Here is a 14,456-nt window from a genome sequence, read left to right on the forward strand (position 1 = left end):
GGCAACTTCCCGTTCACACCGCCCCGTACGCCACGGGGGTCATGCGGTCGGGGGTCAGAGCCCCCGGGCGAAGGCGACGAAGTCGGCCCAGGCGTCGGGGGTGAAGGCGAGCTGAGGGCCGGTCTTGTCCTTGGAGTCACGGACGTGGACGACGGAGGGGCAGGCGGCGACCTCGACGCAGTTGTCGCCGGAGCCGCTGCTGTGGCTGGACTTGCGCCAGGAGACGGCGATCTCGACGCAGTCGCCTGAATCGCTGCTGCTGTAGCTGGACTTGTACCAGGCCAGGTTGGAAGTGCTCATAGCGCTCCTCTAATCCGCTGCAGCAGGCTCACGGAATCCTCGGGGGTGAGAGCCTGCGCGCACATCCTGGCATACCGCCGTTGGAGCACGCTGACCACTTTCGGGTCAGAGATCAACTGCCCGCTCTCTTGGCCCTCGTTATAGGCATACCACTGGTTCTCCGAGGTCTCCAGCAACTCCATCGGCCCGGCCAGCCCGACGTGCTTCTCCCGCACCAGGGGCATGACCTGCAGTTCGACGTTCCGCAGCCCGGCCACCTCCAGCACACGGTCGACCTGCTCCCGCGTGACCGCCATGCCACCGAGACGCCTCAGAAACAGGTGTTCCTCCAGGATGAAGCTGAACGCGGTGTTCGGACGCTCCTGCAGTAGCACCTGCCGCTCTGCCCGGGCTGCCCAGCGAGCCTCGATCTCCTCGTCCCCCAATGGGGGGAGGCGGCTGCCGAACAACGTCCGCCCGTACGCCTCCGTCTGCAACAGTCCCGGGACCAGCCGACACTCGTACGTATAGAGACTGATCGCCTCCCTCACCAACCGGGCCCACTCCCGGAACCACCGCGCCAGCCCCGGCTTCCGCACCACGTGCGGCACCGACTTCCGCAGCGCACCCGTATCCCCGAGCACCGGCTCCGCGCGCTCCACGAAGTCCGGTGGCGGCAACCGGCGGCCGACCTCGACCGCCGCCACCGTGTGCTTCGAGAACCGCACATGCTCCCCGAGCTGCTCCCGACTCAACCCCGCATGCTCACGCAGCGCTTGGACCATCGCCCCGAACGTCCGCATGCTGTCCGACGGCTCCGGCTCACTCCCGGAACCACCCGCTCCGCTCACATCCCCGGCCATCAGCGGCCACCTCCCACTCACCTGGCCCGCCTTGAACTCCCTGCACAGAAATGGTTACACACAGTGACGGATACTGTCCATCCCGTCACTGCGTACAGTTGGACACGTACGCGCTCAGCCCAGGGGCCTCGGTAGTACTCGCCGAGTACATGGGGCTGGCCGTCGGCCAGCTGCGCGAGGCCGGGCGCGAGGAGGACGCTGAGGTCCTGACGCACATCTCCCCGGCCCGCAGCTCGGCGGTCAACTACTACGGCTCGATCACCGTCGACTACGAGCGCGAACTCGCCCAGCTCGACGAGCAGGGCCACCGCCTCCTTGCGCACCGTGGCCCCCGACGACCCGGGGGCCCGGGCTGTAAGCGGCCAGACCTTTGCCTCGCTGGACCCCCGCCGGCGGGGAAGACTGCCGGTATACGCCAGCGGATGGGGAGGGGGCGGTGTCCGTGGCCGGGGTTGCGGATTCGGCGCTCAAGCGGGCCCGGGTGGCGCGGAACATGACGCTGGAGGAGGCCGCCGACGCCCTGAATGCCATCACCGGAGGCGCAGCGGACGCGAGCCTGATGAGCGCGTGGGAGTCCGGCCGCCGCCGAACCGGCAAGCGGAACCGGGCCGGGCTGTGCCGGCTCTACCGTGAGCGCCCGGAAATACTGTTCGCCCATCAGGACGGAGCCGCAGCCACGAGCGTGCTGGAGTCCTCCGGCACGGCCGTGGTGGTCAAGGTGCTCACCCGCTGGACCGACTTGGTCGAGGCGATGGTCGATGTCGCCGCCGGGGCGCGCGAGCACCTGGTTGTCACCGGTTCCCGGTCGCGGGAGAAGGCGTATCTGGCGGCGATTGAGACAGCAGTTGCCCAGCACCCGGACCTAGTCCACCACCGGGTGCTGTACGGCCCTCCTCGGCATCGGGCGCTCGCCGGCCACCTGGCGCGGCTGCTGGAGCTGCGCGACCCGTCCGCGCGCCGCAACGGCGTCAAGACGCTGCGCATCGGGATGGTGGAGCCGGCGGAGGCGCTGGAACGCTTCTTCGTCGCCTCGGAGACCGCCGCGGTGGTGCCGCTGCCGTCGTTCCACGGGGCCGAGGGGTTCGACTGCGGCGTCTTACTCGGCCGCGAGGCGGCGGTGGGTCTGGTCCACCATGGGCGGGAGGCATGCGCGTCCGCGCGGCCGGTGGAGACGGTCGAAGCCGTCCGTGCGCTGCCGGTACGGCACAACTGACGTGGTGGGGAGAGGCGTGAGCGAGAACCTCCAGCAGGCGGATGAGGCCCGCACGGTGTCCGTGGTCGAGCTGGCGAGCGAGCTGATCCGGCGCCCGAGCCGGGGCGGGATCGACGACTATGGGCCCGTCCTTACCGTGCTGGAGGACTGGCTCGCCGCCCGTGATCTGCCGCACCGACGCCTGACCGACGACGAGGACGCCCTGGTGGGACTGCTCGTTGAGATCCCCGGCGGGCACCCGGGGCCCTGGTGGGCGCTGGACGCTTGCGTGGACACCGCCCCGCACGGCGACGAGAGTGCCTGGTCCTTCCCGCCGGCCTGCGGCGACATCGTGGACGGCTGGCTGCTCGGCCGCGGGGCGGCCGACTCCAAGCTCGCCGCCGCGATGTTCTGCCACATCGCCGCCGACCTGCTGCCCCGTGCCGCGGATCTGCGCGGCGGGCTCGCCGTGCTGCTGGACGTCGACGAGCACACCGGCGGCTTCGGCGGCGCCCGCGCCTACCTCGCCGATGAGGCCACAGCCCGCCCGGCCGGGGTGATGATCGGCTACCCGGGACTGGACAACGTCGTGATCGGCGGCCGGGGCCTGTGGCGGGCCTGTCTCGCCGTGCACGCCCCCTCCGGACACTCCGGGTCCAGCAAGACCGTGGTCGGCGCCATCTCCCGCGCCGCCCACCTCGTACGGCTGCTGGACGCCGCCGACCTGCCCGGCATCGACGGTGCCTCGGCGTTCCCGCTGCCGCCGAAGCTGTCGGTGACCTCCTTCCACGGCGGCCAGGGCTTCTCGACCACCCCCGATCGGGTTGACCTCAAGGTCGACGTGCGCACCACCCCGACCTTCGACGCCCACGACGCCGAGACGCTCGTCCGCAAAGCCGTCGCCGAACTCGACGCGGAACTGCCAACCCCGGCGCCCACCGAGGTCACCCCCGTCGCGACGTGGCCGCCCTTCCGCCTGGCCGAGGACGAGCAGCCGGCCGCCGCCCTGCTGAACGCCGCCGCCGAGGCCGGGCTGACAGCGCGGGCGAAGACCGCAGGGCCGTCGAACATCGGCAACCTGCTCGCAGGAGAGGGAATCCGGGCAACCGCCGGATTCGGGGTGCCGTACGAAGGGCTGCACGGTATCGACGAACGCGCCCACCTCGCGGAACTCCCCACGGTGTATGCCGTTTACCAGCGGGCTGTGCTCAACCTTCTCCAGGCGGGCTGACGCGTCCCAGGCACGTCCCAACTTCCTCCCAGATCCACTCCCAGCAAGACCCCAACTCCGTCTCTGGGAACAGCTCTTGGATCGCGGTGACATAGAGGCAGCACCACCTCACATCCACCGATGACAAGGGAGGCCGGTCATGGCCGAGCAGACCACCGTCACCACCCAGCCCGCCGTCGCGGACAAGCCCGCCGCGGCGCCGAGCACCGGCGGCTTCGCGCCGCAGGTCAGCACCCACCCGGTGGCGACCCTCACCCTGGGCCGTCAGACGTTCAACGACTCGGACAAGGACAACTACTTCGAGGGCTGACCGCGAAGGGACTGACCGAGCAACCCGGGGGCAGGCCGAAAGGTCGGCCCACGGGCACGTCACAGGTCCGATCACGGGAGGCGAACGGACAGATGCAACAGGAGTGGATGACCGGCAGCGTCACCGCCGGGAACGGAACAGAACTCGAAGGACTCGACGGGGTCCGGCGGGCCCCGGGTGCGCGGGTGCGGACGGTGTACCGGGGGCCGGTCGGCCTCGCGGTGGCGGGCGACGCCCAGGTCACCGAGCAGCAGATGCACGCCGCCCTGCCGGCCGTACGAGCGGGCCGGTGGACCGAGCTGACCCGGTGGCCGGGCTCATACTGGGTGGTCGCGGACAACGGGCGGCACCGGTTCGTGTGCGGGGACCTGGCCGGTATCCGGGCCGTGTACTACACGCTGCGCGGCGAGGGCACGGCGTGGGCGACCCAGACCCGCCTCCTCGGGCGCCCGCTTGCCCCGGACCTGCCGCTGCTCGCGGCCCGGCTCACGGTCGGCGAGCACCACTGGCCCCACCGCACCGCATACGAGGAGGTCCGCCTCGTACCCGGCGGATTCGGGCTGCTGCTCGCACCCGCGGCACCGCCGCAACTCATCGACGTCGGCGGCGTCGAGCCGGTGGCCGAGCTGCGCGAGGGCGCCGTGCGGTTCGGGCAGGCGCTCGCCGGTGCCGTCCAGCACCGCGTCGAGGCGGCGGGCGGGTTTGTGGGGGCGGACCTGTCCGGCGGCCTGGACTCCTCGGCGGCCGTCGTCCTGGCCGCCGGCGCGGGGCGTGTGCACGCGGTGACCTACACCGACGGCTACACCAGCGGCGAGGACGTGGCCTACGCCGCCCGCGTCGCCGAGCACACCGGCATCACGCACACGGTTGCTGCAGGCAGCGCCGAGCAGCTGCCGTTCGGCTTCCCGGCTGGGCAGCCGACCGGGACGGAGCCGGTGCTGGATGCGGCGATGTACGCGATGGACGCCTGCTACCTGGATCCGGTGGCCGGGCTGGCGCTGCATCTGACCGGGCACGGCGGGGACATCGTGCTGGACGCCTCCAGCTCCTGCTGGGTCCGCCTCCTCCAAGACGGCCGGCGGCGCGAGGCCCACCGCCAGGTCGTGGCCTTCACCCGGCTGCGCAACACCGCGCCGGGCCCGTACTGGAAGGCCCTCAAAGCAGCCGCCGCCCTTGGCCGGGCCGGCTCCCTCGAACGCGCCGCCCAAGCCCTGGAGCGCGCCCCCGTCACACCGGATGCCGCAGTGAGCGGCTGGTCGTGGTGCCGTCTTGGGGCGGGTGCGTCATGGCTGACCGGGCACGGCCGTCACCAGGTCGCCGCACTCCTGCGGCAGGCGGCCTGTGACCAGCAGCCCGGGCACGCGGACGAGTTCGACCAGTGGGCGGCCTTGCGGTCGGTGGGCACCTCGGCGAGAGGCTGGGCCCCGTGCGCTGACGCACTTGGCGTGACGCCGGTGTACCCGTACCTCGACAACCAGGTCGTCCGCGCCGCATTCGCCGTCCCGGCCCTCGCCCGGCGCGGGCTGGTGGCCTACAAGCCGCTGCTGCGCGCCGCGCTCCCGCAACTGCCCGACTGGCTGACCTCCCGCCGCTCGAAGGGCTCGTTCACCGCCCAGCGCATCGCCGGACTCGCCCGCCACCAAGTCCGGCTCAACGAGCTGATCGCATCAAGTCCGCTCGTGCATGACGGGCTCATCGACCCCACGGCCGTCCGCTCCGCCCTCGCGCAGGCGGCCCGCGGCCAGAGCGCCACGCTGATCGCCGACCTACACCAGCTGGCCGTGACCTGCTGGTGGCTGAGTGGCCAGACGACCGAGCCGGAGGCGGCATGCTGACCCCCGCCGCTCACGTCCACCACGCCACCGGCCCGTACGGCACAGCGGTACTCGACGTCCGGCGCGGCCGGTGGCTGATGCTCGATCCGGACGCCTCAAAGATCTGGCACGCCGTCACCGTCCGCGGCGGCACCGCCGGGCTCGCAGACGAGATCGCCGTGCCCACCGGCCAGGACCCCCTGGCCGTCGGCGGCCAGGTCGCCGCGTTCGTCGACGAACTGGTGGACATCGGCGTGCTCGTCGAGACCGACCGCCCCAGGCGGCGGAGGTGGTGGCGGTGACGGTCATGGTCCCGGCCGCCCGGCCCACCGCGCCGTGGCGCGACCGTCTGGTGGCCGCCGTCGGCCTCGCGCTCTCTCTGGCACTGAGCCGGCTGCCGTTGCGTGGGCAGATCGCGGCCGTCCGCCTGTTGCACGGCCTACCCCACGCACGGCTCACCCGCCTCGAAGCCCTCCACACGGCGGTACAGGCAGTGATCCCGTCGTGGTGGCCGGGCCGGATCGCGTGCATGGAGATCAGCCTCGCCACTGTCATCGCCACCGCCCTGACCGGCCGCCAGGCCCGGTGGGTGCTCGGCGCCCGTTTCCTGCCCGACGCCGCGCACGCCTGGGCCGAGGCACCCGACGGGGCGGTCGGCCGGGACATGGGCGACGCCGTCGACCGGCCGTGGATGCCGGTCCTGTCCGTGCCGTAGAGGGCCCCGGGCCGCCATGGCCCGGGGCCTGGCCCGAGCCTCCCCGCCCTGGACCACGGCTCGCTCGAACGGGTGAAATGCCGGCAGTGCTGTTGACCTTCGATCGGGGCGACCAGGAGCGATACCGGGCGGACGGAACAATCCCGTTGCCCGACTGCCTGGTTCGGCGCCCTGATGGGCTTCGTGAGTTCTTCCGCGTCCTCCCCGCCCGCCGCCGCGGGCCAGCCGCCGGTCATGCGTCTGGCCTCCGACCGGCACTTCGATGCGAGCGTCAACCTGTCCACCGCCGCAATAGCGCGCCGCCTGCCCCGCACGCTCGGTCAGGCCGCACGGCTGGGCTGGCGCACCGACCGCCGTGCCGTCCTGGCCCTGCTCGCCTGCCAGATCGGCGCCGCCGCCCTCACCGCGATCGCGCTCGCGGCCACCACCCGCGTGCTGGCCGCCGTCTTCACCGGAGACGACGTCGCCGCCGGCCTTCGCGAGAACCTGACCGCTGTGGTGGTGCTCGCCCTCGCCGCCAGTGGCCGCTACCTGCTGGACGCCTGCGCCCGCGCGTCAGCCGCCCAGCTTGCGCCGAAGGCCGTACGCGAAGCCGACCTGGAGGTCATCACCGCCGCCACCGCCGCCGAGCTGGTCGCGTACGAGGACCCGGACTTCGCCGACGCCTATGCTGCCGCCTCCGACGGCGCGGAGAAAACCGGCGACCTCATCCGCCACGCCCAGCTCCTCACCTCCGCAGCAGCCCAGATGGCCGCCGCGGCAACGGTCATCACCGTCCTGCACCCTGTGATGCTGCCTCTGCTGCTCGCCTCGGTCATCCCCTGCGCCTGGGGCGCCGTACGGGGTGCACGGATCGAGCACGCCGCCCACCACCGCAACCTGGCCGACTCCCGGCTCCGCAGCGTGTTCCGGTCGTACACGACTGAGCGGAACACCGCCGACGAGGTCCGCGCGGGCACCATGACCGACTTCCTCATCCGGCAGTACCGCCTCGTCTCCGGCCGCCTGGAGGCCGAGCAGCTCAAGGCCACCCGGCAGGCTCTGGTGGCGCAGGGGATCGGTGACGCGCTCACCGCGGTGGGCACCGCCGCGACCTGGGCCGTGCTCGTGCTCCTGGTGTCGAGCGGCCGGATGGAGCTTGCGGTCGCGGGGACCGCAGCCTTAGCGGTACGGACCTCTATGGCGGCTCTTGCGACGACGGTTCGTGCCGGGGCCCGGCTGTTCCGCACCTCGCTGTCCCTGGACGACTGGGCCCGGTTCCTGGCCGTGGCCGAGCTGTGGACGACCCGCCGCGGCTCGGTCCCGGTCGCCGAGGACGGGCCGCAGGTGATCACCGCCCGGACGTTTCCTTCACCTACCCCGGCGCCGACAGCCCCGCGCTCGACGGCATCAACCTGGACCTCAAGCGCGGCGAGGTCATCGCCCTGGTCGGCGAGAACGGCGCCGGCAAGAGCACCCTCGCCCGCGTCCTGACCGGGCTCTTCCTGGCCGCCAGCGGTTCGGTGCGGTGGGACGGGGTGGACCTGGCGGACGCCGACCCGGCCGGGGTGCTGTCCAAGGTCGCGCTGGTGCCGCAGGACTACACCCGGTGGCCGCTGGCCGCCCGCGAGAACATCACCCTCGGCCAGCCCCGCCCCGACGGCGACGCCGACGTGCACGCCGCCGCCGAGGCGGCCGGCGCCGACAGCGTCATCGCTGCGCTGCCCCACGGACTGGACACCTCGCTGGCCCGTTCCTGGTGGGGAGGACACGACCTGTCCGGCGGGCAGTGGCAGCGCGTCGCGGTCGCCCGCGCCTTCCATCGCGACGCCCACGTCCTCGTCATGGACGAGCCGACGGCCGCGCTCGACGCCCGCGCCGAGCACCGGATCTACACCCGGCTCAGGGCGCTGGCAACGGGCCGCGCGACCGTGTTCGTCACCCATCGGCTGGCCAACACCCGCCTCGCCGACCGCATCATCGTCCTCGACCAAGGGCGCATCGCCGAGACCGGCACCTTCGACGAACTCGTCAACCAAGGTGCAACCTCGATCTTCTTCGAGCTGCTCAAGCTCCAGGAAGACCGGTAGCCCCTGACCTGGGGCATGACCGTGACCGACGGCCGCGAGCGGCCGGGCGAGGTCGCGTCAGGCGTGCCCGTTCGTGTGACTGCAGCGTGTTCTCGATGTTCTCAACGGCCTTCTCACATCTGTCCTCCGTGGTGGTGGGCGAGGTCAGAGCAGATGCCGGCGGGATAGCGCAGTCCGTGCGCGGTCGGAGTCAATGATCGGTCCTGGTCGGCAAGCAAGGATGTGCGTTCACCACCCTCCCGTGCGGTTACGGGTAGTGACCGATACCGTCCACCCCGCCGCCACGTACCATTAGACACGTACGCGCGTCTGACCTGGTCAACCACCCACACCTCGGGCCAGATTCAGGGCATGACCGCACCCTCCACGCCACGGCCACTACCCCAGCCCGTCACCGTACGTGTGTTCTCCCAGCGTTTCAGCTCCACCCCGCTGGGCGCCCGGCTGGCCCGGCACCTCACGATCGTCCAGCTCCACTCCTGGGGCGTCCCGCACACCGCCACCGTCTGCGACGCCGCAGCCATCGTCGCCGAGCTGGCCGCGAACGCCGTGACCCACGGGCGCGTACCCGGGCGGGACTTCGAGCTGCGGCTCTCCCTGCTCTGCGGCGCCGTGCGGATCGAGGTCTCCGACGCGCGGGGCAAGCGGCGCCCGCCCGGGCCGGAGCAGGTGGGCGGGCGGTCCGCGCCGGAGGGGGAGTCCGGGCGCGGGCTGCTTCTCGTCGACGAGTTGGCCGACCGGTGGGCGGTGCTGGACCGCGTGCCGGTCGGCAAGACGGTCCGCGCCGAGCTGGACCTGGGCGGGGACGCGTCGGCGGCGGCGGGTCGGCGCGCCTGGTCCGTACGACCGGAGTGACGTCGGCTCAACCGCTGTGGGAGGCCGAGCGGATGGCCCGCCAGCGGCGCAGGAAGAACCGTACGAACAGCACCTCCGCCACCACCGCGTAGACGGCGACGGCCGTCACCGCACCGGCCATCGCGAGATTCGGGCCCTTCTCCCCCACCCAGTCGACGAGGTAGTACCCGCCCAGCACCTCGCCGAGGACGCCCGTGCTCAGCATGAACAGCGAGGTCGCGACGTACGGGTAGCCCATGTGCGTGTTGGAGGAGATGAGCCGGGACTCCCACCCCACGTGGTCGGCGGCGCCCAGCAGCGCGTTGATCCGTCTCTCAATCTGCGCCACTCCCCGTCCGGCGCGCTGCGAGCGGTGGTACTCGCCCAGCCAGATCAGCAGGCTCGCCTTCGCCGCCGCCGGTACGAAGACGAGGCTGACCGGGATGAGCACGGCCGGTGACACGGAGGAGGTCAGCAGGGCCGCGAGGACGACCGCCAGCGAGGTGAACGCGAAGTTCATGATCTGGATGCGGTTGGTGATCGCCTGCAGGCTCTCCTGGCGCAGCGAGTTGTACTCGGCGAGCAGCGCGTTCATCGCGGCGGGGTTGGCGGGGTCGGCGCCCGTGCCGCGCTCGGCGGGACTCGCGGGACTTGCGGGACTCGCGGGACTAGCAGGACTTGCGGGACTTGCGGACTCGTCGCGGGGGCCCGGAACGGGCGGCGGAACATGGTCACCGGTGGGGGCGGCCTGGGGCATGTGACAGCTTCTCCAGCAACTGACTCGAAGGGTCGTCTACCGACGCCGCCAGGGAGAACTCCAGCGTCTCGAAGCCGAGTCCGGCGGCTCGGCGGAGGTGCGCCGGCCGGTCCTCGACGACGAGCGTACGGCCCGGATCGGTGGCGGCGGCGGCGGTCTCCAGCAGCCCGGGGCGCGTTCCCTTGCTCACCCCTGCGGTGCAGGAGAGGAAGACCAGCCCGGGGTCCACGAAGCGGGGCAGGTCGAGCGCCGCGGACTGCTTGGCGTACCAGAAGGTGGTGTTGTTCGAGACGATGCCGATCCGCCGGCCGGACGCCGCGGCGGCGGTCAGTATGCGGTCGGCCTCCGGGTGCGGCAGGAGCAGTTCCTCTTCGAGCGACCGGACGAACTCGCCGGTCAGCGGCGTCCGCAGGGCGGCGGACAGCTCGGCCCAGTAGCTCTCCTCGTCGGTCGCGGAGAGGCTGTACCGGGCCCACAGCTCCGTTCCCGCGGCCCGTACGTACTCCCGGTCGAGACCGCGGCGGTCCGCCAGCCCGGTGCCCGGGGTGAGCAGCAGGGACTCCCAGGGGTCGCAGAAGAGCACGTTGCCGAGGTCGAATAGCACGGCGGCGGCCGGGACCGGGGCTGGGACCGGGGATGGGGGTGGGGGTGGCGGGGACACGGGTTTCCTCTCGCGCCGAGGGGGCGGGCCGGCGTGGCCAGAAGCTAGCAGTGGTGGCTCACGGCGTCGGCCGGTTCGGCGAAGTCGCCGTCGCCCGGTAGGGCCGGAAGAAGGCGCGTAGCTCCTCCGCGTAGAGTTCCGGCTCCTCGAACGGCGCGAAGTGCCCGCCGCGGGCCGGCTCGGTCACGCGCACGACGTTCGCGGTGCGCTCCAGCCAGGCCCGCGGCGGGCGGGCGATGTCGCCGGGGAAGAGCGAGAAGCCGGACGGCACTTCGACCCGGCGGGCGAGCTGCGCGGGCGGAATCGCACCGTTCGCGCGGTACATGCGCATCGACGAGCCGATGGTGTTCGTCAGCCAGTAGAGCGTGATGTTGGTGAGGATCTCGTCCTTGGTGTACGAACGCTCGACGTCGCCGCCGCAGTCGCTCCAGGCCCGGAGCTTCTCGACGATCCACGCGGCGAGCCCGGCCGGCGAGTCGGTGAGCCCGAAGGCGGCGGTCTGGGGCTTCGTACGGTGCATGGCGGCGTAGGCGCCTTCGCTCGCGCCCCAGGCGGCGACGTCCTCGAACCAGGCGCGCTCTTCGGGGGCGAGGTCTGCGGGGTCGCCGGGCAGGACGGGCACGCCCGCGTCCGTACGGTGTACGGCCACGACCCGGTCCGGGTGGTCGAGCGCGAGGTAGCGGCTCACGTGGCTGCCGATGTCCCCGCCGGCCGCCCCGAACCGCGGGTAGCCGAGGACGCCCATGAGATCGGCCCACAGGCCGGCGACGGCGATGGAGTCGAGGGGCGGGCCGCCGGGGCGGTCGGAGTAGCCGTAGCCGGGCATGTCGGGCACCACCACGTCGAACGCGTCGGCGGGGTCGGCGCCGTGTGCCCCGGGATCGGTCAGGAGTGGGATGACCTTCGCGTAGCGCCAGAACGAGTCCGGCCAGCCGTGGCTGAGGACCAGCGGCAGGACGGGCCCGGTGCGCGTGGCGGCGCGGGCGTGTACGAAGTGGATCCCGAGGCCGCCGAGCCGGACCCGGAAGCGGGGGTGCCGGGCGAGCGCCGTCTCCTGCGCCGGCCAGTCGAACCCGTCCGCCCAGTATCCGGCGAGTTCGCGGAGATAGCCGAGGTCGGTGCCGAGCGACCACCCGGCGTCTTCGGGCGCGTCCGGCCAGCGGGTCGCGCGCAGCCTCGCGCGGAGGTCCGCCAGCGCTGCGGCCTCGGTGTGCGGGGTGAACGGCTCGGGGCGGGACGGAGCAGCCGGCATGGGACGCACCCTAGCGCCGCGCCCGCGGCGGATCCCGTACGGGCACGGGGCGCTGTTGCCGGAACGGCAAGCTTTCTCGCGGGATCGGGTGGTGTGTGCCGAGACTGGATCTCTACGCCAGTGAAAGGCAGGACCCCACCATGGCCACCGCCGCATCCCGCCGCAGGGACACCCCGCCGCCCCGCACCGGAGGCACCGAGGCCGCGACGCTCCGCGGGTTCCTCGACTACCTCCGGGCGTCGGTCGCCGCGAAGGTCGAGGACGCCCCGGAACCGCAGGTGCGGACGGCCGGAGTGGCGTCGGGTACGAACCTGCTGGGCCTGCTCCACCACCTCACGCACGTCGAGCGCGCGATGTTCCTCGGGGAGAAGGTGACCGACTGGCAGGCGACCTTCCAGGCCCCGGCGCAGGACTCCGTGGCGGAGGTCGTCGCCCGCTACCGCGAGGCGGTCGACCGCGCGAACCGGGTCCTCGACGGGTGCGAGGACCTGGGCGCGCAGGTACCGCGTCGGGGCGGCAAGGCGCCGAGCGTCCGCTGGGCGCTGACGCACATGATCGAGGAAACGGGCCGCCACGCGGGCCACGCGGACATCCTCCGCGAACAGATGGACGGCACGACGGGCCGCTGACCGGCGACACGAGCCGACACGAGCCGGGGCCCCGGGCGGCGGCGCTGCCCGGGGGGCAAGTCTGTTTCCGTCAGCCTGTTCCCTCGTCAGCTCAGGCGGTGGCGGACCCAGACGTTCGGCTCCACGTAGACCGCCCAGTTGTGGTCCGGCTCGCAGCGGACCGGGGCCAGGGCGCCCGGGACCGTCGTCCAGCCCTCCTGGTCGAAGGGGAGACCGGTCCAGTCCCGCCACTGCGGCAGCGTGCCGCCGATGACCATCGACGCCGGGGCCACCGGGTCGGGGGTGGCCACGGTGCCGCCGGCGCGGACGTGGACGCGGAGCCAGGGGTCGTGCGGGAGGCCGTCCTCGCGGGTGCGGGTGGCGTACTCGGGCATCGGGGTGTGCGGCTCGCGGTGCTTGGCGCTGGGGCGTACGGGGGCGACGACCTCGGTGAAGCCGCCGTCCACGGCGGCGGAGCGCATCGCGCCGAGCATGACGGCGGACAGTCCGCGACCCTGCTGCCCCGCGTCGACGGCGATCTCTATGGCGCTGACGGTGTCGGGCTCGACGCCGTACCGCTGGTCGTTGAACGCCCAGACGAGGACCTCGTCCCAGCCGCGGCCCGGCAGCGTGCCGTCGCGCCCCGCGCCGCGCAGCGCGAACGGCACGGCGAACGCGCGGGCGACCACCGCGCCGGAGTCGTCGGTGCCGACGTGCACGTGCTCCGGGAAGACCTCGGCGATGCGCTCGTGCAGGGCGGTCGCGACGTGGTCCTGGGTCATGAACACCGGCCAGGAGTCCGCCATGTCCCACAGCCGGGCGCGGAGTTCCGGACGTTCGGCGAGGCTGGTGACGCGGATCGGCTCCATGCGGCGGAGTGCAGCGAGGCGGGTCCAGCGGGGCGGGTCCAGCGAGGCGGGTCCAGCGAGGCGGGCGGCTCACCCCTTGCCGATGCCCAGCGTGTTCTCCGCCGGCAGCATCCCCGTCCCCAGCACCGTCACCCACGGCCCGCCGAGCAGCTCCGCCAGCCGCTCGGCGCCGGCCGCGCCGATCGCGCGCCACGGGGCCGTCGCCAGCTCATCCGTACGGCGCTCCACCGCCGCGCGCAGCGCCCGGCCGGCGGCCGTCGCGGCGCCGTCCTCCGTCACCAGCCCGCGGGCGGCGAGCCGCGAGCGGGCCGCGGTCCACTCGGCGTCGCTCCAGCCGCGGCTTGCGAAGGTCTCCTCGGACGCGGCGCCGACGGACGCGAAGGACACCAGCGACTCCACGGCGTCCAGGTCCGCGGTGAGCAGCGCCGCGAGGTGGCCGTCGCCGCGGTGCTCGCGGAGGATCGTCGCGGCGTGCCACAGCTGCAGGTGCGGCGGTTCGGGCCAGGGCAGCGCGGCGTTGGCGGCGGCGAGGGGGCGGCCGGCGGTGTGCGCGGCCTCGGCGGCGCGGCGGGCGAGCCGGGCGGCTTCGGCGAGCTCGGGGCCGTCGAGGCCGTCGAGGCCTTCGAGGCCGGCGGGGTCGTCGGGGTCCTCACCGAAGATCGACCGGTACGCGCGGTCGACGGCGCGTTCGCGGGCCGCGAGCACCTTCGCCGGGTCGGCGACGTCCCAGGCGACGGGGACGTAGCGGCCGACCATGGCGGGGTCGAAGCTGTAGAACGCCGCGGAGACGACGGCCTCGCCGACGGGGCCGAGGGGCGCGGCGCGCCAGGCGAAGTAGGAGGGCCAGCGGTCCCCGGTGGCGCCGGTGGCAATGCCGTAGCCGAGGGCGGCGGCTTCCTCGGAGGCTTCGGGCGCGTAGTAGAGGACGGCGTGCAGGGGTTCCAGCAGGTGCCAGAGCTGTCGTACGCGCTGGTGGCTCAGTTCTTCCGACATGGCGTGCTC

General features: G+C 72.9%; 17 protein-coding genes. 10 read left to right on the forward strand and 7 right to left on the reverse strand.

Annotation, left to right across the window (positions count from 1 at the left end; all coding sequences use genetic code 11):
• Positions 1-54 precede the first annotated feature (54 nt).
• Together T328_RS20625 and T328_RS20630 are read right to left on the reverse strand one after the other, a co-directional pair.
• Positions 55-300 (reverse strand): DUF397 domain-containing protein, encoded by a 246-nt coding sequence (locus T328_RS20625; protein ID WP_496497583.1) that lies wholly within the window; start codon positions 298-300, stop codon positions 55-57.
• Positions 297-1,142, reverse strand: coding sequence for a helix-turn-helix domain-containing protein (locus tag T328_RS20630; protein ID WP_496497584.1), 846 nt, complete (start codon positions 1,140-1,142; stop codon positions 297-299). Before T328_RS20630 ends, T328_RS20625 begins: the two co-directional genes overlap by 4 nt.
• Before the next feature lie 442 nt (positions 1,143-1,584).
• Between T328_RS20630 and T328_RS20635 the strand changes: the two genes are divergently transcribed.
• From T328_RS20635 to T328_RS20675, 9 genes are all read left to right on the forward strand, one after another.
• Positions 1,585-2,355, forward strand: coding sequence for an XRE family transcriptional regulator (locus T328_RS20635; RefSeq protein ID WP_496497585.1), 771 nt, complete (start codon positions 1,585-1,587; stop codon positions 2,353-2,355).
• Between the two features lie 16 nt (positions 2,356-2,371).
• The gene (locus T328_RS20640; RefSeq protein WP_496497586.1) at positions 2,372-3,565 is read left to right on the forward strand and encodes a M20 family metallopeptidase; all 1,194 of its coding nucleotides are present in this window, start codon (positions 2,372-2,374) and stop codon (positions 3,563-3,565) included.
• Positions 3,566-3,704: 139 nt separating this feature from the next.
• Positions 3,705-3,875 (forward strand): hypothetical protein, encoded by a 171-nt coding sequence (locus T328_RS20645; protein ID WP_496497587.1) that lies wholly within the window; start codon positions 3,705-3,707, stop codon positions 3,873-3,875.
• A 107-nt stretch (positions 3,876-3,982) separates the two neighbouring features.
• A complete protein-coding gene (locus T328_RS20650) occupies positions 3,983-5,710 on the forward strand; it encodes an asparagine synthase-related protein (protein WP_496497588.1) in 1,728 nt (575 codons plus the stop codon).
• Positions 5,704-5,991 carry a PqqD family protein gene (locus tag T328_RS20655; RefSeq protein WP_496497589.1) on the forward strand — a complete coding sequence of 96 codons (288 nt, stop codon included), beginning with the start codon at positions 5,704-5,706 and terminating at the stop codon, positions 5,989-5,991. Before T328_RS20650 ends, T328_RS20655 begins: the two co-directional genes overlap by 7 nt.
• A gap of 5 nt (positions 5,992-5,996) precedes the next feature.
• The gene (locus T328_RS20660) at positions 5,997-6,404 is read left to right on the forward strand and encodes a lasso peptide biosynthesis B2 protein (protein ID WP_496497698.1); all 408 of its coding nucleotides are present in this window, start codon (positions 5,997-5,999) and stop codon (positions 6,402-6,404) included.
• 183 nt (positions 6,405-6,587) lie between these two features.
• A complete protein-coding gene (locus tag T328_RS20665) occupies positions 6,588-7,877 on the forward strand; it encodes a hypothetical protein (protein ID WP_496497590.1) in 1,290 nt (429 codons plus the stop codon).
• Positions 7,829-8,473, forward strand: a complete 645-nt coding sequence (locus T328_RS20670; protein WP_496497699.1) for an ATP-binding cassette domain-containing protein — start codon at positions 7,829-7,831, stop codon at positions 8,471-8,473. Before T328_RS20665 ends, T328_RS20670 begins: the two co-directional genes overlap by 49 nt.
• A gap of 351 nt (positions 8,474-8,824) precedes the next feature.
• Complete coding sequence (locus tag T328_RS20675; protein ID WP_496497591.1) at positions 8,825-9,328, forward strand: ATP-binding protein; 504 nt, start codon at positions 8,825-8,827, stop codon at positions 9,326-9,328.
• A 7-nt stretch (positions 9,329-9,335) separates the two neighbouring features.
• Here the strand turns inward: T328_RS20675 and T328_RS20680 are convergent, their stop codons facing one another.
• The 3 genes from T328_RS20680 to T328_RS20690 all read right to left on the reverse strand — a co-directional run bounded on the left by T328_RS20680 (position 9,336) and on the right by T328_RS20690 (position 11,977).
• Positions 9,336-9,902: a hypothetical protein gene (locus T328_RS20680; protein WP_496497592.1), complete on the reverse strand. Its 567-nt coding sequence runs from the start codon at positions 9,900-9,902 to the stop codon at positions 9,336-9,338.
• 136 nt (positions 9,903-10,038) lie between these two features.
• The gene (locus T328_RS20685) at positions 10,039-10,668 is read right to left on the reverse strand and encodes an HAD family hydrolase (protein WP_496497593.1); all 630 of its coding nucleotides are present in this window, start codon (positions 10,666-10,668) and stop codon (positions 10,039-10,041) included.
• A gap of 115 nt (positions 10,669-10,783) precedes the next feature.
• The gene (locus T328_RS20690) at positions 10,784-11,977 is read right to left on the reverse strand and encodes an epoxide hydrolase family protein (protein ID WP_496497594.1); all 1,194 of its coding nucleotides are present in this window, start codon (positions 11,975-11,977) and stop codon (positions 10,784-10,786) included.
• Positions 11,978-12,117: 140 nt separating this feature from the next.
• Here T328_RS20690 and T328_RS20695 point away from each other — a divergent pair, with 140 nt between their 5' ends.
• Entirely contained in the window at positions 12,118-12,606 is a 489-nt protein-coding gene (locus T328_RS20695; protein WP_496497595.1) for a DinB family protein, read from the forward strand.
• An 86-nt stretch (positions 12,607-12,692) separates the two neighbouring features.
• On the opposite strand, the gene T328_RS20700 is transcribed toward T328_RS20695, so the two are convergent.
• Together T328_RS20700 and T328_RS20705 are read right to left on the reverse strand one after the other, a co-directional pair.
• Positions 12,693-13,454 carry an N-acetyltransferase gene (locus tag T328_RS20700; RefSeq protein ID WP_496497596.1) on the reverse strand — a complete coding sequence of 254 codons (762 nt, stop codon included), beginning with the start codon at positions 13,452-13,454 and terminating at the stop codon, positions 12,693-12,695.
• Between the two features lie 69 nt (positions 13,455-13,523).
• Positions 13,524-14,447, reverse strand: a complete 924-nt coding sequence (locus T328_RS20705) for an SCO6745 family protein (RefSeq protein ID WP_496497597.1) — start codon at positions 14,445-14,447, stop codon at positions 13,524-13,526.
• Positions 14,448-14,456 lie beyond the last annotated feature (9 nt).

It is taken from the genome of Streptomyces sp. CNX435, from assembly GCF_059570575.1.

Bases quoted from the DNA above. Each gene is read 5' to 3' on its own strand.
- T328_RS20695 (WP_496497595.1), top strand. From the start codon at position 12,118: ATGGCCACCGCCGCATCCCGCCGCAGGGACACCCCGCCGCCCCGCACC.
- T328_RS20645 (WP_496497587.1), top strand. From the start codon at position 3,705: ATGGCCGAGCAGACCACCGTCACCACCCAGCCCGCCGTCGCGGACAAG.
- T328_RS20660 (WP_496497698.1), top strand. From the start codon at position 5,997: ATGGTCCCGGCCGCCCGGCCCACCGCGCCGTGGCGCGACCGTCTGGTG.
- T328_RS20680 (WP_496497592.1), bottom strand. From the start codon at position 9,902: ATGAACGCGCTGCTCGCCGAGTACAACTCGCTGCGCCAGGAGAGCCTG.
- T328_RS20655 (WP_496497589.1), top strand. From the start codon at position 5,704: ATGCTGACCCCCGCCGCTCACGTCCACCACGCCACCGGCCCGTACGGC.
- T328_RS20630 (WP_496497584.1), bottom strand. From the start codon at position 1,142: ATGGCCGGGGATGTGAGCGGAGCGGGTGGTTCCGGGAGTGAGCCGGAG.
- T328_RS20650 (WP_496497588.1), top strand. From the start codon at position 3,983: ATGACCGGCAGCGTCACCGCCGGGAACGGAACAGAACTCGAAGGACTC.
- T328_RS20690 (WP_496497594.1), bottom strand. From the start codon at position 11,977: ATGCCGGCTGCTCCGTCCCGCCCCGAGCCGTTCACCCCGCACACCGAG.
- T328_RS20675 (WP_496497591.1), top strand. From the start codon at position 8,825: ATGACCGCACCCTCCACGCCACGGCCACTACCCCAGCCCGTCACCGTA.
- T328_RS20700 (WP_496497596.1), bottom strand. From the start codon at position 13,454: ATGGAGCCGATCCGCGTCACCAGCCTCGCCGAACGTCCGGAACTCCGC.
- T328_RS20705 (WP_496497597.1), bottom strand. From the start codon at position 14,447: ATGTCGGAAGAACTGAGCCACCAGCGCGTACGACAGCTCTGGCACCTG.
- T328_RS20625 (WP_496497583.1), bottom strand. From the start codon at position 300: ATGAGCACTTCCAACCTGGCCTGGTACAAGTCCAGCTACAGCAGCAGC.